The organism is Burkholderia sp. MBR-1 (assembly GCF_013822785.1).
GTDB classification, from domain to species: domain Bacteria; phylum Pseudomonadota; class Gammaproteobacteria; order Burkholderiales; family Burkholderiaceae; genus Burkholderia; species Burkholderia vietnamiensis.
In genome coordinates this window covers 467,268-483,715 of record NZ_CP053610.1, presented here as the reverse complement: position 1 = coordinate 483,715, position 16,448 = coordinate 467,268, and the positions used below count along the sequence as shown (strand labels likewise).

At 70.6% G+C, this 16,448-nt stretch carries 15 protein-coding genes and 3 pseudogenes; 8 read left to right on the top strand and 10 right to left on the bottom strand.

Annotation, left to right across the window (positions count from 1 at the left end; translation table 11 throughout):
* Nucleotides 1-47 precede the first annotated feature (47 nt).
* From MBR110_RS17030 to MBR110_RS32145, 3 genes are all read right to left on the bottom strand, one after another.
* Nucleotides 48-608: a DUF3005 domain-containing protein gene (locus MBR110_RS17030; protein WP_034193801.1), complete on the bottom strand. Its 561-nt coding sequence runs from the start codon at nt 606-608 to the stop codon at nt 48-50.
* A gap of 251 nt (nt 609-859) precedes the next feature.
* The gene (locus MBR110_RS17025; protein WP_181709520.1) at nt 860-1,150 is read right to left on the bottom strand and encodes a hypothetical protein; all 291 of its coding nucleotides are present in this window, start codon (nt 1,148-1,150) and stop codon (nt 860-862) included.
* 60 nt (nt 1,151-1,210) lie between these two features.
* On the bottom strand, nt 1,211-1,708 hold the full coding sequence (locus MBR110_RS32145) for a hypothetical protein (protein ID WP_226097736.1): 498 nt from the start codon (nt 1,706-1,708) through the stop codon (nt 1,211-1,213).
* On the opposite strand from MBR110_RS32145, the pseudogene MBR110_RS17010 reads away from it, so the two are divergent.
* Nucleotides 1,707-2,872: pseudogene (locus MBR110_RS17010) on the top strand (LysR family transcriptional regulator). The gene MBR110_RS32145 and the pseudogene MBR110_RS17010 overlap by 2 nt on opposite strands.
* A gap of 389 nt (nt 2,873-3,261) precedes the next feature.
* Here MBR110_RS17010 and MBR110_RS17005 read toward each other — a convergent pair.
* Nucleotides 3,262-4,836: an MFS transporter gene (locus MBR110_RS17005; RefSeq protein WP_181709430.1), complete on the bottom strand. Its 1,575-nt coding sequence runs from the start codon at nt 4,834-4,836 to the stop codon at nt 3,262-3,264.
* Nucleotides 4,837-4,936: 100 nt separating this feature from the next.
* Between MBR110_RS17005 and MBR110_RS17000 the strand changes: the two genes are divergently transcribed.
* Both MBR110_RS17000 and MBR110_RS16995 read left to right on the top strand, forming a co-directional pair.
* Nucleotides 4,937-5,815 carry a LysR family transcriptional regulator gene (locus MBR110_RS17000; RefSeq protein WP_181709502.1) on the top strand — a complete coding sequence of 293 codons (879 nt, stop codon included), beginning with the start codon at nt 4,937-4,939 and terminating at the stop codon, nt 5,813-5,815.
* Nucleotides 5,816-5,967: 152 nt separating this feature from the next.
* Nucleotides 5,968-6,957: an ABC transporter substrate-binding protein gene (locus tag MBR110_RS16995; RefSeq protein ID WP_034193799.1), complete on the top strand. Its 990-nt coding sequence runs from the start codon at nt 5,968-5,970 to the stop codon at nt 6,955-6,957.
* 16 nt (nt 6,958-6,973) lie between these two features.
* Here MBR110_RS16995 and MBR110_RS16990 read toward each other — a convergent pair whose 3' ends face one another.
* The gene (locus tag MBR110_RS16990; protein ID WP_046422924.1) at nt 6,974-7,348 is read right to left on the bottom strand and encodes a phage protein NinX family protein; all 375 of its coding nucleotides are present in this window, start codon (nt 7,346-7,348) and stop codon (nt 6,974-6,976) included.
* A 258-nt stretch (nt 7,349-7,606) separates the two neighbouring features.
* On the opposite strand from MBR110_RS16990, the pseudogene MBR110_RS16985 reads away from it, so the two are divergent.
* Nucleotides 7,607-8,686: pseudogene (locus MBR110_RS16985) on the top strand (glycosyltransferase family 2 protein).
* Between the two features lie 37 nt (nt 8,687-8,723).
* Nucleotides 8,724-9,617 (top strand): annotated as a pseudogene (locus MBR110_RS16980) (glycosyltransferase family 87 protein); the annotation flags it as partial.
* 236 nt (nt 9,618-9,853) lie between these two features.
* On the opposite strand, the gene MBR110_RS16975 reads toward MBR110_RS16980, so the two are convergent.
* Nucleotides 9,854-10,033, bottom strand: coding sequence for a Flp family type IVb pilin (locus MBR110_RS16975; protein ID WP_181709429.1), 180 nt, complete (start codon nt 10,031-10,033; stop codon nt 9,854-9,856).
* Between the two features lie 634 nt (nt 10,034-10,667).
* Between MBR110_RS16975 and MBR110_RS16970 the strand changes: the two genes are divergently transcribed.
* Both MBR110_RS16970 and MBR110_RS16965 read left to right on the top strand, forming a co-directional pair.
* Nucleotides 10,668-11,075: a DUF427 domain-containing protein gene (locus MBR110_RS16970; protein WP_059580936.1), complete on the top strand. Its 408-nt coding sequence runs from the start codon at nt 10,668-10,670 to the stop codon at nt 11,073-11,075.
* 194 nt (nt 11,076-11,269) lie between these two features.
* On the top strand, nt 11,270-12,271 hold the full coding sequence (locus tag MBR110_RS16965) for a sulfonate ABC transporter substrate-binding protein (protein WP_014725143.1): 1,002 nt from the start codon (nt 11,270-11,272) through the stop codon (nt 12,269-12,271).
* Between the two features lie 18 nt (nt 12,272-12,289).
* Here MBR110_RS16965 and MBR110_RS16960 read toward each other — a convergent pair whose 3' ends face one another.
* The 4 genes from MBR110_RS16960 to MBR110_RS16945 form a co-directional block, all read right to left on the bottom strand.
* On the bottom strand, nt 12,290-12,877 hold the full coding sequence (locus tag MBR110_RS16960) for a putative glycolipid-binding domain-containing protein (protein ID WP_034193872.1): 588 nt from the start codon (nt 12,875-12,877) through the stop codon (nt 12,290-12,292).
* 35 nt (nt 12,878-12,912) lie between these two features.
* Nucleotides 12,913-14,070: an iron-containing alcohol dehydrogenase gene (locus MBR110_RS16955; protein WP_059559388.1), complete on the bottom strand. Its 1,158-nt coding sequence runs from the start codon at nt 14,068-14,070 to the stop codon at nt 12,913-12,915.
* A complete protein-coding gene (locus tag MBR110_RS16950; RefSeq protein ID WP_059668708.1) occupies nt 14,067-14,402 on the bottom strand; it encodes a putative quinol monooxygenase in 336 nt (111 codons plus the stop codon). Before MBR110_RS16950 ends, MBR110_RS16955 begins: the two co-directional genes overlap by 4 nt.
* Nucleotides 14,403-14,510: 108 nt before the next feature.
* Nucleotides 14,511-15,227, bottom strand: coding sequence for an SDR family oxidoreductase (locus MBR110_RS16945; RefSeq protein ID WP_045578141.1), 717 nt, complete (start codon nt 15,225-15,227; stop codon nt 14,511-14,513).
* Nucleotides 15,228-15,359: 132 nt separating this feature from the next.
* On the opposite strand from MBR110_RS16945, the gene MBR110_RS16940 reads away from it, so the two are divergent.
* Entirely contained in the window at nt 15,360-16,310 is a 951-nt protein-coding gene (locus MBR110_RS16940; RefSeq protein WP_059734777.1) for a LysR family transcriptional regulator, read from the top strand.
* Nucleotides 16,311-16,448: the final 138 nt, after the last annotated feature.

Sequence of the window (16,448 nt, the reverse complement as noted above, 5' to 3'; positions counted from 1 at the left end):
TGGCGGCGGATCGCCGTTCGGCGATCCGCCGCGTGACGGGCGCGCCGTCAGTTGCTGGTGCGCTCGAAACGAATCACATGCTCGACGCGTGCGCCGGCGCCATGCTCGGTCACGACGTCGACGTCGCCGACGTACGTGACCTGCCAGCCGGGCCGCGCGGCGATCAGCGGCATGTTGCCGCCCGGACGGCTTTCGAAGCCGCCGAGGCCGTCGGCCGGCGTGTTCACCGCGTTGTCGAGCGACGCGTTCGAATAGATCACGTTGTCGTGCCATTCATCGGCGCCGGTGCGCGCCTCCATGCCCTTGCCGTCGACGTCGACCGTGTTGTCGGTGGCCGCCATGTTCGCGTTGTCGATCGTCACGATCCGGCTGGCCGCGCGGCGCACCGGGTCGCCGCTGTCGACCGCATGCGCGTCGACGTCGATGTCCGGCAGGCCGGTCGGCGTTTTGCCCGCGACCGATTCGGGCGTCTGCGGCCGTTTGGCCACTTCGGCAGCCTGGGTCGCCGCATCCGGCATGTCGCCACCGGCCGCGGGCGTCTTCACCGGGCTCTGCTTGATCTGCTCCCGCTGCTGTTGCGGGGTTGGGTTCGATTCCGCGTTCTGCATCGCACCTCCTTGTTCGGGACCTTGCAGCGCGGTCCGAATGGGCCGCCGTCGTCGCCAGCCGGCGGCTGCGATCGGCCGGGCGACGAGCGCCATCGGCGCCGGGAATCGCTACAACGGTCCTTGCAAATCTTTCACACATGCGTAGCGCGGCCGCGCGCCCGAGAGCGCGCGTGCCGCAGGAGTCCGCCATTGCGGCGGCGCAGCGCGGGCGGTGCTGCACGTGCCGCCAGGCGCCGCCCCGCGATCCGCGATCAGCCGCCGCTCGCGCCCGTCGTCCCCGACGCCGCGCCCGGCATGCTGGCCGCCCCGCCCGTGGTGCCGGCCGTGCCGCTGTCGGCGCCCGCCGCGCCGCTGCTCGGCGTGCCCGACGGTACGGTCGATGGCGCGGGCGACATGCCGCCCACGGCGCTCGCGTCCGACGTGGCGCCGGCGCCCGTGTCGGTTTCGCTCTTCTTCTGACAGCCTGCCCCCGCCGCCAGGCCGGCGATCAGGATGCCGGCGAAGACGGCCCGCGATACGTGACGAATGGAATATCGCTGCATGACACCTCCGCTTGATGTCGATGAATGGATGGAACCGACCCATTCGCAATTCGCGTGCCGTCACCGCTGCGCATCATTCGTTTTTTGAATGGCGGCCTGCCGAATATTTAATTTCCCATCGCGGCGACGGCCGCCCATACTCGCGGACGAATGGGACATATGACGTCCACGGCGGTCCGCCCGCGCTGCACGCACGGCGCACGCCGCGGCCATGGAAGGAGACAACGCGTGCGACCGCAAACCCGCGTCGAAGCGATCGAACGCCGCGCCAGGCTTGCGGCGACGCGCGAACATGCGCATGCGGTTTGCCGCGGCGGACCCGCCTCGTGCATGCGCAGAAAAACCGACGCCGACAGCGAACCGGCCGCCGAATGGCCGAACGCAGATGCGGGGCGGATCGCTACTACCACTGCGCGAGCGGCCGTGAATCGCGGCGTGCCGCAGCCACGCATCGATGTCGCGCGGACGGCCTGTCGGCTGCCGGTGCATCTTCGACGGCTGGCGCACCTTCGAACGCCGACGCACCGCGTGAACGGATAGCGACATGGATAGCGACATGCGCAACCCACCGGCAAAGCACGGCGCTATCGCCGACACCCGCGACGCAGGCGGCGCGCTCGACCTGCTCGACGCGCGGCTGATGCGCATCCTGCTCGTGCTGCTCACCGAGCGCACCGTGTCGCGTGCGGCGGTGCGGCTGAACATGTCGCAGCCCGCGACGAGCGCCGCGCTCAAGCGCCTGCGCACGCTGCTCGGCGATCCGCTGCTGGTGCGCAGTCGCTACGGGATGGTGCCGACGGAGTTCGGCGCGCAGCTGATCGATCCGCTGCGCAACGCGCTGCGGGTGATCGACTTCATTCGGAACCAGCAGCCGCGCTTCGCCGCACGCACGTCGGTGCGAACCTATCGGATCGGTTGCCCGGACTACCTGAACGTGCTGTTCGTGCCGAAGCTCGTCGCGCTGTTCCGCGAACGCGCGCCCGACGCGCAGCTCGTGTTCCATCCGCTCGGCGACGGCTTCGATGCGCAGCGCGCACTCGCCGACGGCGCGCTGGACGTCGTGATCGACAACCGCCCGGCGCACCCGTCGCGGCTCCGGCACGACGCGTTGTTCGACGACCGCATCGTCTGCGTGATGCGCGCGACGCATCCGCTCGCGCGCCGCGGCGCGATGACCGCGGAAGAATTCGCGCAAGCGCCGCAGTTGTGTCCGACGCCGTCGTGGCTGGAGGCGTCCGGCGCGATCGATCGTCAGCTGGAACGCGTCGGGCTGCGACGGCGGATCGTCGTCACGCTGCCGCATTTCGAACTCGCCGCCCATGCGCTGGTGCGCTCCGATCTGGTCCTGACCACGACCTACCGGCTCGCGAGCCACTACGCGAAGCTGCTGCCGCTCGGCACCGTTGCGCTGCCGGCTCAACCGCCCGACATCACGTACCGGCTGGCCTGGGACGAAACCGGCGCCTGCGCGGACGCGGTGCGATGGCTGCGCGGGCTGATCGTCGAAGCGACGCGCGCATGGCTCGACGCAGAAGCCGCGCTGCCGGCCGTCACGGCCGTCGCCGCGCGTGTGCCGACGTCCACCGCCGCACCGCTCGCCGGCGCGGCGGCCGAATCCGCGCGGCGCGGTCGACGCCGGCAACCGACGCAGTGCGATGCGACACCGCAGCCGAGCGCCGCACGGCGACGCGCGCCCATCGGATCGCGATGAAGGCGCGCTGAGGCCGGTGTGCCGACGCGCGCGCGTCGCGTCGCGTGCGGCAGCCGTCGAACGCTCGGTAAAGACTGACATCGCCACGAACGCGACTGCGATGTCCGCGCGGCGCGGCGCCATCACCGATGCAAATGCTGCGCCGTACGATGACGGAGGCGTCGTGCATCTGCGCATCGAACGACTTCGCGAGCAGCTTGGTCCAACGCGCCGCAGCCGGGGCCGCTGCACGCACCGCGATGCCACATAGCCACGCGCGGACGCGCGATTTGACCACCTGCGCATCGCCCCATCGAACGACTTCACGAGCAGCCCGCTCGAACATGAAACGCAACCGCGGCTGCCGCACGCACCGTACCGCCACGTCACCCCGCCACATCACCCAGCCAGAACCGCCCCATCACACACCCACATCGCGCATCGGTTGCACGAGCAACCAATAGGCGACCGCAGCGCCAGCCAGCGCGAGCACACCGCTCACCGTCAGTGCCGTCGAAAACCCGGCCGCGAACGCCGCCGGCGCGACGTCGTGCAGCACGCGCGCGGCCGTCGGCGGCAGGCGTGCGAGCGCCTGCGTGAGATCGCCTGCCAGCAGGCTCGACATGAACCGCGCATCGACGAACGCGCGTACGTCCGGCATCGCGGACAGCCGTCGCACGAGCTGCGCGTGCGTACTGCCGGCCAGCACCGCCCCGAGCACGCCCACCGCCGTCACGATCGCCGAGAAGCGCGTGGTCGTGCTGATGCCCGATGCCATGCCCGTGCGGTTCCGCGGCACGCACGCGATGATCGCCTTCTGCGTGTCGCCGTTCATGATGCCCGCGCCGCAGCCCGTCACGCAGATGCCGAGCGCAACGAGCCGGTAGTCGGCGCCGGCCGTCAGCAGCGCAGTCGCGAGATTGCCGACGCCGATCAGCGCGAGGCCGCCCGCCAGCACGCCGCCGGACGACATGCGCGCGGCCAGCTTCGCGCCGAGCGACGGCCCGACGATCATCGCCAGCGCGAACGGCAGCATGCCGAGCCCCGCGTCGATCGCCGACATCCCGAACGCGTTCTGCAGATACAGCGGCAGGAACGTCATCATCACTTGCGCGCACGCCGCATAGCCGAACATCGCGACGACCGCGCCGACGAAGCGCGGCTGCCCGAACAGCGCGAGGTCGACCATCGGCCGCGCGTGGCGGCGCTCGACGGCGACGAACGCGGTCGACAGCGCGGCGGCGAGCCCGAGGCGGCCGAGCGTCGCGCCGGTCAGCCAGCCGTGCGACGGCGCGCCGATCAGCGCCGCGATCGCGCACGCGAGCGCCGCACCGAACAGCAGGCTGCCCGGCGCGTCCACGCGCGTCGCATGCGGATCGCGCGACTCCGCGATCGCCGCGCGCACGCCTGCCGCGAGCAATGCGCACGCGGGCAGGTTCAGCAGGAACACCCAGCGCCAGCCGATCCATTGCGTGATCGCCCCGCCGATGAGCGGCGCGAGCGCCGTCGCGATGCCCATGCACATCCCCCAGATCGCCCACGCTCGCGCGCGTTCGCGTCCGTCCGGGAAACGGTTCGCGATGACCGCCAGTGCAGCGGTCAGCAGCATCGCGGCCCCACCGCCCTTCACGGCGCGCGCGGCGATCAGCCACGCCGCCGACGGGGCGAGGCCGCACCCGAGCGATGCGAGCGCGAACAACGCGAGGCCGGCTGCCAGCATGCGCTTGCGCCCGAAACGATCGGCGAGGCCGCCGGCCGGCAACAGGCACGCGGCGAACGCGGTCATGTAGGCGCTGACGACCCACTCGATCTCGGCGAAGCTCGCATGAAAGCCGCGCGCGATGCTCGGCAGCGATACGGCCACGACGTTCGTGTCGAGCACGATCAGCGAGCACGTCGCGGACGCAACCGCGAGCGTTGCGGCGGCAGGCGCGGCAGCGCCGCCGCCCGAGCGGGAAACGGAGGACATGGGGGAAACGGGGGACGGCTGCGGCATCGAGCGCTCCGAAACGGGATCAACGACGCGTATGCTAGGCTTGCCCCACATTGCCCGTCATTGACACACCGGAGCCATTTGATTGACGAAAATTGCAATCGTGAATCCGCTCGAATTCCGCCATGTCCGCGCGTTCCTCGCCGTCGCGGAGCACCTGCATTTCGCACGCGCGGCCGACGCACTCGACATGGCCCCGCCCGCGCTCACGCGACAGATCCAGGAAGCCGAACGACTGCTCGGCGTGCGGCTGTTCGACCGCTCGCGGCGCGCGGTCACGCTGACGGCGGCCGGCGAGGCGTTCGGCGCCGAGGCGCGCGCCGCGTTCGAGCATCTGCAGCGCGGCCATGAGCTCGCGCTGCGGGCCGAGCGCGGCGAAGTCGGCCGGATCGAGATCGGCTATGTGTCGTCGGCCGTCTATTCGGGCACGCTGCAGCGCACGGTCGGCGCATTCCTCGCGTCGCATCCGCGCATCGACCTGAACCTGCGCGAGGTGCCGATGGACGACGTCGCGAAGCAGCTCGACGCCGGCCGGCTCGACCTCGCATACGTACGCCCGCCATTGCCGCTGCCGGGCGGCGTGCGGACCGTGACGCTGCAACGCGACGTGTTCGTCGCCGCCGTGCCGGCCGACTCGCGCTATGCGTCGATGCCGACGTTGCGCGCGGCCGACCTTGCCGATGCGCGCTTCGCGGTGCCCGAACAGGAGGGCGGCACGCTCGAAGTCGCACGGCGCGGCCGCTTCGCTCCGGTGATCGACGCGCGGCCGGGCGGCTTGCTCGCGGTGCTCGCGTGCGTGTCGGTGAACGGCTGCGTCGCGGTGATCCCGGACGCGCTGGCCGGCTGCGTGGCGCTGCCCGGCGTCGTATACCGGCCGCTCGCCGGCAAGCCGATCACGTCGGAGCTCGCGCTCGCGCATCGCCGCTTCGAGAAGGCGCCCGCGGTCCGCGCGTTCCTGCGCACCGTCGCCGCGGCCGGCTGAGCACGCGCCGCGAGCGGCCGGGCTCGTCACCGCGCACCACCGCTCTCGCGCGAATAAGCATTGCGCGATTCGATGTTTGCCGGCGCGAAACCGATTCCGTAATCTGCCGGTCAGCCGTGCATGCCGCGCGGATTACCGAGGATTGCATACCGATGACTTCGCCCGCCTCCCCGGCCCGTCGCCGCATGCTGCTGCGCGCGAGCGCGCTGGCCGCCGCACCGTTCGCCTGCGCCGCCGCATTCCCCGCGCGCGCGGCCGGCGCCGACCTGTCGAACGTGACGCTGGTGCTCGGCGATCAGGCCGGCGGGCTGCGCGCACTGGCCGAAGCCGCGCGCGTGCTCGACGGCGTGCCGTACCGGTTTCGCTGGGCGAATTTCCAGGGCGCCGCGCCGCTGTTCGAAGCACAGCGCGCGGGTGCGCTCGATCTCGCGCCGGCCGGCGACCTGCCCGTGCTGACGGCCGCGCTCGGCGATCCGGCGCTGCGCATCGTCGCGACGCGCGCCGGCTCGCCGACGTCGCTCGGCATCGTCGTGCAGCCCGATTCGCCGGTGCGAAGCGTCGCCGACCTGAAGGGGCGCACCGTGGTCGTATCGTCGGCGCGCGGCAGCATTTCGCAATACCAGCTGTACGGCGCGCTGCGCGAACACGGCCTCGCGGCGCGCGACGTCGACGTGCGCTTCGTGCTGCCGGTCGACGCGTTCGCCGCGTTCGAAGCGAAGCAGATCGGCATCTGGGCGACCTTCGATCCGTATTACGGGCACGTGGTGCGGCGCGGCGCGCGCGTCGTGCGCGACGGCAGCGGCATCAATTCCGGGCTGGCGTTCCTTACGTCGCCGGTCGACACGCTCGACGACCGGCTCAAGCGCGCGGCGCTGGCCGACGTGCTCGCGCGGTTCGCGCGCGCCGGCCAGTGGGCGCTCGCGCATCCGGCCGATTACGCGAGCGTCTATGCGTCGGTCACGCGGCTGCCGCGCGACGCGGCCATCGACATCGTGCGCCGGGCGCCGCTCGCGCAACGCGACGTGAGCGGCACGGACATCGACGTGCTGCAGCGCGTCGCCGATCGCGCGGCCGCCGATGCGATCCTGCCGAAGCGCATCGACGTCGCGTCGATCGCGGTGCGCAACCTGTCGGCGGCGTAACCGGCTTCTCGTACGTTCAGCGCGGCCTCGACATGTCGAGATCCGGCACGTCGTCGCCGAACGTCGACGCGACCAGCGTGCGCATCGCGGCCACCAGCAGCGTCGGCCCCGACTGGTTGAACGTGCAGCGCTCGCCGGCCGCAGGCACGGCCCGATGCAGTACCGCGCGCCACGCGCCGCGGCCGCCGTCGCGCTCGAACGCGCCGAACGGCAGACGCTCGACCAGCGGCCCGCCGTCCGCCCATGCGGACGACGGCGCATACGGCGCCGGCGCGCCGCCCGGCTCGCGAATCACCATACAGCCCGCAGCATCGACCCGCGGCGCGTCGAGCGCCTGGGCCATCGCCACCCAGAAATCGAGCGCGGCGCCGGTCAGCTCCTGAACCTGCATCGCCACCTCCTTCGGCATCGAAAGTGCCCATCGTAGCGCCGATCGCTCCGCCGTCGGGCAGCGCGAGGCGCCGCATTGCGCCTGCGCCGATACATGTTACGAATCGGCGAATCCTTCCTACAATGAACTCAACACCTGTCGTCCGGTCCGCGGGGGCCGCCGCGCCGCAGCCGAATGCGCGCGCTCGGACCCGTTCGGCAGATATCGATTCGAACCTCACGGTGCAGCGCACCGGCCGGATCTCTGGGGAGCCGCAGCGTGCCGACGCACGCCAGGAAACCGCTGCTCTCGCTCGTCGTGCCGTTTCATGACGAAGAAGAAGCGATCGGCCCGTGCTTTGCCGAAACGCTGCCGATCCTCGCGTCTGGTCGACGGCGTGCAGTTCGAAATCGTCTGCGTCAACGACGGCAGCCGCGATCGCACGCTCGAGCGGCTGCTCGCGATCGCCGCCGCCGACTCGCGCGTGCGGGTCGTCGATCTCACCCGCCGCTTCGGCAAGGAAGCCGCGCTCACCGCGGGCCTCGACGAAGCGGCCGCGGCGCCGCGGTGATCCTGATCGACGCCGACCTGCAGGACCCGCCCGCGCTGATTCCCGCCATGATCGAACGCTGGCGCGACGGCGCCGAAGTCGTCGCCGCGAAGCGCACCAACCGCATGTGCGATCCGTACCTGCGGCGCGCCGCGGCCGCGCTCTACTATCGCGTCCACAACGCGCTGTCCGAGGTCGAGATGCCGGAGAACGTCGGCGATTTCCGGCTGATGGACCGCGAGGTCGTCGCTGCGCTGCGCGCGCTGCCGCAGCGGCGGCGCTTCATGAAGGGGCTGTTCGCGAGGGTCGGCTTTCGCACCGCGATGGTCGAGTACACGCGCGCGCCGCGCAGCGGCGGCCGCTCGAAGTTTTCCGGCTGGCGGCGCTGGAATTTCGCGCTCGAAGGCATCACCAGCTTCAGCACGGTGCCGCTGCGCGTATGGACCTACGTGGGCGTCACGTTCGCGCTGCTGTCGCTGCTGTATGGCGCGTTCATCGTCGTGCGAACGCTGCTGTACGGCAACCCGGTGCACGGCTACCCGTCGCTGATTTCCGTCGTGCTGTTCGTCGGCGGGATTCAGCTGATCGGCATCGGCGTGATCGGCGAATACCTCGGCCGCGTCTATCACGAATCGAAGCAGCGCCCCGTCTATCTCGTGCGGCGACGCTATCGCGCCGAGCGCGAGGCGGCCGCAGCGCCCGCGTCGACGCTGCTGCAATTCCCGCTCAAGCGCACGCACGCGGCGCGCCGCCGCACGCCGATGCCCGCGGGCGGCAACGTCGCGGCGCGCAAGGCGTCGTTCAAGTAGAACGGGGCCGCGCCGCGTGGTCGTGTACAGCATCGTGATGCTGGTGTTCTCCGCGCTGTTCGTCACGATCCGGGCGTGGGTCGCGCATGCGTTCCCCGAGCGCGTGCCGCCGCGCGTCGGCGCCGACTTCTCGGTGTTCTGGACCGCCTCGTACCTGATGCTGCACGGCTCGCCGGCGCAGGCGTACGACTTCTCCGCGCTCTCCCGGCTGTCGGCCACGCTGTTCGACACGCTTCGCCACGGCGCGTTCGCGCCGTGGCTGTATCCGCCGACCTATCTGCTGCTCGTCACGCCGCTCGCGCTGTTGCCGTTCGCGCTCGCCTATCCGCTGTTCGTCGCGCTCGGCGTCGGCGTGCTCGGCTGCGCCGCCTGGCGGGTGGCCGGCCTCGGCGCCGTGGCCGGCGCGTCGCGCGCGGGCGCACTCGCGCTGGTCGCCGCGCCGTGCGTGTTCGTCACCGCGACGCTCGGGCAGAACGCCTTCCTCACCGCGTCGTGCGCGGCGCTCGCCGTCTATTGGGCCGAGCGCCGGCCATTGTGGGCAGGCCTGTGCATCGGGCTGCTGTCGGTGAAGCCGCAGATGGCGCTGCTGTTCCCGTTCGTGCTGATCGCCGCCCGCGCGTGGCGCACCCTCGCGTGGGCCGCGCTCGCCAGCGCCGCGTTCGTCGCGCTCAGCGTGCTGGTGTGCGGCGCGGAATCGCTGCGCCTGTTCGTCGCGAGCGCGGGGCTCGCGCGCTCGATCGTGCTCGAGCACGGCGTGGTGTTCTGGCTCGTGTCGCCGACGCCGTTCGCGGCGCTGCGGCTCGCCGGCGTGCCGTTGAACGCGGCCTATGCGGCCCACGCCGGTGTCGCCGCGATCGCGATCGCCGCCGCGTGCGTCGCCTGGGCCGGCACGCGCGACGTCCGCGTGCGTGCGGCGGTGCTGGCAGTCGCGCGAAGGCGTGCGGCACGAGCGCAGCCGCGATGAAGTAAAGCGCCGCGAACGCCGACACCAGCCAATTCGACAAGCGACGCGCGCGCACGTCCTGCATCGCGAGCGACGCCAGCACGAGCGTCGCCGCCGCTTGCACGAGATAGAGCATCGGAGAACCGTCCGTCGGCGCGCCGCGTCCGGGTCCGCCTTACTGCCGCGGAGCCGTGTATTCGTCGGCGACGCGTGGGTTCAGGAGATCAGATCAGCGACGAGACCTTGTTGATCAGCGTCGTGAAGATCGACGACAGCCCCGAGCTGCCGCTGAGCACCGTGCCGACGGCCGCGAGCGCGACCACGACGATGCCGGCCAGAACCGCGTGTTCGAGCGAGCTGACGCCCCGTTCATCGCGCAACAAGGTCTTGACGTATTGCAGCATGACAACCTCCGTATGACCGGGCCGCTGATCGACTGTTGATATATTGGCGCTGCACTGCTTCGGGTGGCGCACGACATTCGCCCGTTCAAGACTCATGCTGCGGCCGCTGTATCGGGCCGTCGGCGTCCCCCGGAATCCCTTCGATCGCTGCGACGCGCGACGTGCGCGCGTCGATTGCATGAGCGCATTCAGCACGATGCGAATCACGCTATTTCGTCTAGGGCATGGACAATTTTTTCGGCGATTTCAAATCATTCGGTGTCGGAATGGATTTATGGAAAAAACGGTTATCGAAGCGGATCGGCGCGAATTATTTACCGTTATTTAACCGCCGCGATGCCGACAGTTCCGGGCCGGACGTAAGAATATTAACGATGATGCATATTGTTTCCGATACCTGATCGTCGGCGGTAATTCCGCACCTGTTTTCAACGGCATTGCAATTCGCGCCGGTAATTGTGCAGCGCACGGATTTACGCCAAAAAGTTCGGGAACGTCCATTGCCCCAACCGCATCCCGCTGCAGCTTTTGCGCAATGCGCGCATGCTCTCAGTTGGCCGACGCGGCCATCGCCGCGCACATCCTCGCAGCTCGCTTCCACGCGGCGCTCCCACCGTCTCCCGGAGGAACCACGATGTCGATCAGCCCCGATACCCCGTCTCGCCCCGTGAAGTCGCCCGGCCCCGACCATCCGATCACGATCGAACCGCATCCGTCGCGCGTCGTCGTCAAGGCGGGCGGCAAGGTCGTCGCCGATACGCGCCGCGCACTGGCGCTGCGCGAAGCGAGCTATCCGGCCGTGCTCTACATTCCGCGCGACGATGCCGACATGTCGCTGCTGCAGCGCACCGACCATGCGACCTACTGCCCGTACAAGGGCGATTGCGCGTACTACTCGATTCCGGCGGCCGGCGCGCGCGCCGCGAATGCGGTATGGACCTACGAGCATCCGAATCCGGCCGTCGAAGCGATTCGCGGCCATCTCGCGTTCTATCCGGATCGCGTCGATGCGATCGAGGAAAGCGCGGCCGGCAGCGATTGACCGCGACGACGGCCCGCCGCGCCGTCGTGCACGCATCGTCGCGTCGCTGATTTGCATATGCGGATTCGTTGGTTGGCCGGGCGGACAGGCCGCCGTATCGTGCTGAGTCGCGCGCGGGGCAGTGCGCGCCCGGTCTGAACCGGGCCACGTTCCCGCGCAGCCCATGAACTCGCCGCAGCCCGCAGGACGCCTCGATGAACGACCTTCCGCCCGACACCCTCGACACCCTCGACACGCCGCCGCAAAGCACGCGCCGCCGCCGGTGGCTGCAAGGCACCGCCGCCGCGCTCGCCGGCGTCGCGCTCGGGCCGCTCGCCGGCCTGCCCGCCCGCGCACAAGCGGGCGGCACGCGGCTGCGCATCGGCTTCCAGAAATACGGCAACTTCGTCGTGCTGAAAGCGCGCGGCACGCTCGAGAAGCGGCTCGCGAGCCAGGGCGTGACCGTGGAGTGGCTCGAGTTTCCGGCCGGCCCGCAACTGCTCGAAGGATTGAACGCGGGCGCGATCGACGTCGGCACGGTCGGCGAGACGCCGCCGATCTTCGCGCAGGCGGCCGGCGTCGACTTCGTCTACATCGGCAACGAGCCGCCCGCGCCGCGCGGCGAAGCGATCGTCGTGCTGCCCGATTCGCCGATCCGGACGCTCGCGCAGCTGCGCGGCAAGAAGGTCGCGCTCAACAAGGGTTCGAACGTCCACTACCTGCTCGTGAAGGCGCTCGAGCATGCGGGCATTCCATACACCGACATCCAGCCGATTTTCCTGACGCCCGCCGACGCGCGCGCCGCATTCGTGCAGCGCAACGTCGACGCATGGGTGATATGGGATCCGTATCTCGCGGCCGCCGAGCGTCAGCTCGGCGCGCGCGTGGTCGCGAACGGCGAAGGGCTCGTGCGCAACACGCAGTACTATCTCGCCGCGCGCCGGTACGCGCGCGCGCAGCCGCAGATCCTGCGCGCGTTGCTCGACGAAGTCGACGCGGTCGATCGCTGGGGCCGCGATCATGTCGGCGAAGTCGCCGCGCAACTGTCGCCGCTCGTCGGGCTCGACACGGCCACGCTCGAAGTCGCACTGAAGCGCACCGGCTACGGCGTGCAGCCGGTCAGCGACGCAACGCTCGCCTATCAGCAGAACATCGCCGACGCGTTCAGCGCGCTGAAGCTGATTCCCGGCCGCGTGAGCGTCGCCGACGCTCGCTGAGCCGCGGTTGCCGCCGCGCTACGCGCGAGCGCTCGCACCAATGCGCCGCCACTCGTCGTAATCGATGACGAGGCCTGCGTCGTCGACCGCGATGTCGGCCGCATAGGCGCCGCTCTCATAGCGGTACACGCGCTCGGCCGTACGCGTATAGCGTTGCTCGCCGCGCACGAGCTCGAACTCCGGAAAACGCAGCCACGCGGTATGGATGACGGCCGACGCGCCGACCGTCAGTCCGAGCCGCCGGATCGGCAACGTATTGGTCGACGGGCTGAAGCCGAGATCGATGTCGGTCGCACCGTCGAGCGCCGCCGCGTGTGCGCCCTCGATCGTCCACCGCCCCGCTTCGCAGCGGATCTCGAGCCGCTGCGGCGGCGCCGCGCCGTGGCGATGCACGACGCGCACCGAACGCGTGAGCCAGTCGGCGCCGCATTCGATCGCATAGTCGATGCGGAACGGCGTGCCGTCGAGCGCGCCGGCGATCGTACCCGACAGGTCGATGCCCGCGGGCGCGGGCGCGAGCCGGCACCATTCGGCGGCTTGCCAGGTGTGCAGCACCTGCCACGCGACGCATCGGACGGTCGTGGCGGCTTCAGCCCCTTGCCTCATACCGCCGTCTTCACCGGTCACCATCCGCGCCGCCTTCACCATGCCTGCCGATAAATCGCGAGCGCATCGGCTTCGGTCACTTCGCGCGGATTGTTGACGAGCAGACGCGTCTGCAGCATCGCATCGGCCGCCATCCTCGGCAGGTCGGCCTCGCCGACGCCGACTTCGCGCAGCGTGCGCGGAATGCCGGTCGCGACGATCAGCCGGTCGATCTCGTCGATCAGCGCCTGCGTCCTCGCTGCGTCGCTGCCCGTCGCCGACGGCGCGACGATCGCCGCGAGCTCCGCGTACAGCGGCGCGGCAGCCGCCGCGTTGAAGCGCAACACGTGCGGCAGCACGAGCGCGTTCGACAAGCCATGCGGCACGTGGAAAATGCCGCCGATCGGGTAAGCGAGCGCATGCACGGCCGCCACCGGCGCATTCGCGAACGCCTGACCCGCGAACATCGCGCCGACCAGCATCGCTTCGCGCGCCGCGCGATCGTGGCCGTCGTCGCATGCCTTCAGCACATTGCGCGACAGCAACGTCAGCGCGTGCACGGCCAGCATGTCCGACACCGGGTTCTTCAACCGCGCCGACGTAAAGGCTTCGATCGCGTGCACCATCGCGTCGATGCCGGTCGCTGCCGTCGCGGCGCGCGGCAGCCCGAGCGTGAGCTCGGCATCGAGGATCGCGACGTCCGCGAACAGCTGCGGCGACACCACGCCCATCTTGCGCGCTTCGCCGACCGTGACGATCGATACGGCCGTCACTTCCGAGCCGGTGCCGGCCGTGGTCGGCATCTGCACGAGCGGCAGCCGCGGCGTCGCGACCTTGTCGACGCCGTACATGTCGGCCAGCGCCTGGCGGCCCGGCGCGAGCACGGCGATCAGCTTCGCGACGTCCATCGACGAACCGCCGCCGAGGCCGAGCACGATCTCGGCGTCGGCGGCCACCGCGCGCGCGGTCGCTTCGAGCACCACGTGCTCGGGCGGATCGGCGATGACGTCGTCGATCACGCTCACCTGCCAGCCGTGCGCGGCGAGGCTCTCGAGCGCGGGCGCGAGCACGCCGCTGCGATGCAGGAACGCGTCGGTGACGACGCACAGCCGCACGAGCGACGGAAAGCGTTCGCGCAACAGCGGGCCGAGCCGGCGTGCTGCGCCGAATTCGACGATCTGCGTCGCGACGGTACGGAATTGAAACGGGTTCATCGAGCGGCTCCCGGTTGCGTCGCCGTGCCGGTGTCCGGCTGCACCATGTAGCGCGTCACGTCGCGGCGATCGAGCAGCGGAATGATCTCGCCGATGCCGATGCGCTGGAAATGCGGCGTTTCCCGATGTGCGTCGAGGCCGCCGGCGTCGCGGTAGCGCTCGAGGATCACGATGTGGTCGGGATCGACCGGCGACCGGAAGTACGCGTAGTCGAGGTTGCCCGGTTCCGCTCGCGTGGGCGGCGCGAGCTGCGCGAGCAGCTCGATCACGCGCTCGCCGTTGCCGGGTTTCGCAAAGTAATGCGCGATGACCTGCAGGTAGGGGTCGTTCATGCTGCGCTCCGGAGTCGTCGGCTGGTCGGCACGCCGACACGGCGCGCGCACCTCGACGTCGCATTGTATTGAATCGGCGCGACGCGCGCAGAGCGCGACCGTCGCGCGCTACCAGGGCACCGTGCGGCCCTGGTAATCGAGGTATTCGAGCCCCGGGCGGCGGCGCTTGTCGAGCAGGACGTTCACGAGGCCCGGCACGCTTTCGTCGATCGTCAGCCGCGCATCGGGGCCGCCGAGTTCGGTGCGGACCCAGCCGGGCGCCATCAGCACCATCGCGCGCGCCGTACCGGCCTGACGCGCGGCGAAGCTGCGCATGAACTGGTTCAGCGCGGCCTTGCTGCCGCGGTACACCTCGCGCATCCCGTTGACGTTGTTCGACACGCTGCCCTGCCCCGACGACATCGCGCCGATCAGGCCGTCCGCCGTCACGAGATCCTGCAGCGTCTCGATCGTGCGCATCGGCGCGAGCGCATTCGTGATCATCACGCGCACGAACTCGTCGGTCGTGACTTCGCCGATCGTCTCGGCCGGATCGTTGCTCGTGCCCGCGTTGACGAACAGCATGTCGAAGCGCCGCCCCGACAGGCGCGCGCGCAGCGCGGCAAGCTGCGCGGGCTCGCAGATGTCCAGCGTCTCGATGTCGAGCCGCGCGCCGACGCGCTCGGCGAGGTCGTGCAGCTTCGAGCAGCCCGAGCCCGCGCGGACCGTGCCGGTCACATGCCAACCGTGATTCAGGAACTGCTCGGCCATCGCGAGCCCGAGGCCGCGCGATGCGGCGACCAGCAGGATCGAGGGTGTGCCGGCGTGCGAGAGAGTCGGTTGCATCGTATTCACCTTGGAGATCGTTCGTCTCCGGCTACTGTAGGCGCTCGCCATCGGATGCACCAGACGCACCGAACGCAATCCACGATTGCACCGGACGCCATGTCACGCCGCGCCATGCCTTATGCTGTCGGGATGGAAGACCTCGATCTGAACCTCGTCACCGCGCTCGATGCGCTGCTCGGCGAAGCGAGCGTGACCGGCGCCGCGCGCCGGCTGGGCTTAAGCGCGTCCGCGATGAGCCGCACGCTCGCGCGCTTGCGCGCGGCCACCGGCGACCAGCTGCTCGTGCGCGCCGGACGCCGGCTCGTGCCGACGCCGCACGCGACGGCGTTGCGCGAGCGCGTGCACGCGGTCGCACGCGAAGCGCAGGCCGTGCTGCGGCCGGCAGCGGCCGACCTCGACCTCGCGACGCTGTCGGCCACCTTCACGCTGCGCGCGGCGGCGTCGTTCATGGAGATGCTGGGCGGCCCGGTCGTCGCCGCGATCGGCGACGTCGCGCCCGGCGTGCGCGTGCGCTTCGTGCCGCGGCTCGCGCGCGACCCCGGGCCGCTGCGCGACGGCTCGGTCGATCTCGACATCGGCAAGCGCGGCGACGACGCGCCGGAGTTGCACACGCGCGAGCTGTTTCACGACGCGCACGTCGCGGTGGCGCGCAGCGGCCACCCGCTGTTCGCCGCGGCCAGAATCACGCCGGCGCGCTACGCGGCCTGCCGCCACGTGATCGCGGCGCAGCTCGGCGACTTCGGCGGCCCGGCCGACGACGGCGAGCGCACGGCGGTGGCCGCGCACAACGTCCACGTGGTCGTGCCCGGCTATCCGGACGCGATGCGCGTCGCGGCCGGCACCGACCTGATCGCGCTGGTGCCGCGCTCGAGCCTCGGCAACGCGCTCACGCCGGGGCTCGCGGATGCGCTAGGGCTGCGCAGCTTCGCGATCCCGGTCAAGTTGCCCGAGATCCTGATCTCGGCGCTGTGGCACCCGCGCATGCACGGCGACCCGGTGCATCGGCGGCTGCGCGACGTCGTCACCGACGTCTGCAAGCGTGCGTATCCGCAGCGTCGCGCGCCGCGCCGCCCGCGCTGACCGTACACGGGACTGCCGCACCGTCGTTCTCGACTCCGTTCGCGGCCGCCGTTCCGTGGCCGCCAGGCGCCGGCCGTCGCGCCACACCAAGGGGCGGCGCCCGCGGCCGTTCGGCTAAAATGCCGCACTTTCCTCCTG

Excerpts from the sequence above, each read along its gene's own strand:
- MBR110_RS17030 (WP_034193801.1), bottom strand. The coding sequence starts at position 608 with ATGCAGAACGCGGAATCGAACCCAACCCCGCAACAGCAGCGGGAGCAG.
- MBR110_RS17025 (WP_181709520.1), bottom strand. The coding sequence starts at position 1,150 with ATGCAGCGATATTCCATTCGTCACGTATCGCGGGCCGTCTTCGCCGGC.
- MBR110_RS32145 (WP_226097736.1), bottom strand. The coding sequence starts at position 1,708 with ATGTCGCTATCCATGTCGCTATCCGTTCACGCGGTGCGTCGGCGTTCG.
- MBR110_RS17005 (WP_181709430.1), bottom strand. The coding sequence starts at position 4,836 with ATGCCGCAGCCGTCCCCCGTTTCCCCCATGTCCTCCGTTTCCCGCTCG.
- MBR110_RS16995 (WP_034193799.1), top strand. The coding sequence starts at position 5,968 with ATGACTTCGCCCGCCTCCCCGGCCCGTCGCCGCATGCTGCTGCGCGCG.
- MBR110_RS16990 (WP_046422924.1), bottom strand. The coding sequence starts at position 7,348 with ATGCAGGTTCAGGAGCTGACCGGCGCCGCGCTCGATTTCTGGGTGGCG.
- MBR110_RS16975 (WP_181709429.1), bottom strand. The coding sequence starts at position 10,033 with ATGCTGCAATACGTCAAGACCTTGTTGCGCGATGAACGGGGCGTCAGC.
- MBR110_RS16970 (WP_059580936.1), top strand. The coding sequence starts at position 10,668 with ATGTCGATCAGCCCCGATACCCCGTCTCGCCCCGTGAAGTCGCCCGGC.
- MBR110_RS16965 (WP_014725143.1), top strand. The coding sequence starts at position 11,270 with ATGAACGACCTTCCGCCCGACACCCTCGACACCCTCGACACGCCGCCG.
- MBR110_RS16960 (WP_034193872.1), bottom strand. The coding sequence starts at position 12,877 with ATGAGGCAAGGGGCTGAAGCCGCCACGACCGTCCGATGCGTCGCGTGG.
- MBR110_RS16955 (WP_059559388.1), bottom strand. The coding sequence starts at position 14,070 with ATGAACCCGTTTCAATTCCGTACCGTCGCGACGCAGATCGTCGAATTC.
- MBR110_RS16950 (WP_059668708.1), bottom strand. The coding sequence starts at position 14,402 with ATGAACGACCCCTACCTGCAGGTCATCGCGCATTACTTTGCGAAACCC.
- MBR110_RS16945 (WP_045578141.1), bottom strand. The coding sequence starts at position 15,227 with ATGCAACCGACTCTCTCGCACGCCGGCACACCCTCGATCCTGCTGGTC.
- MBR110_RS16940 (WP_059734777.1), top strand. The coding sequence starts at position 15,360 with ATGGAAGACCTCGATCTGAACCTCGTCACCGCGCTCGATGCGCTGCTC.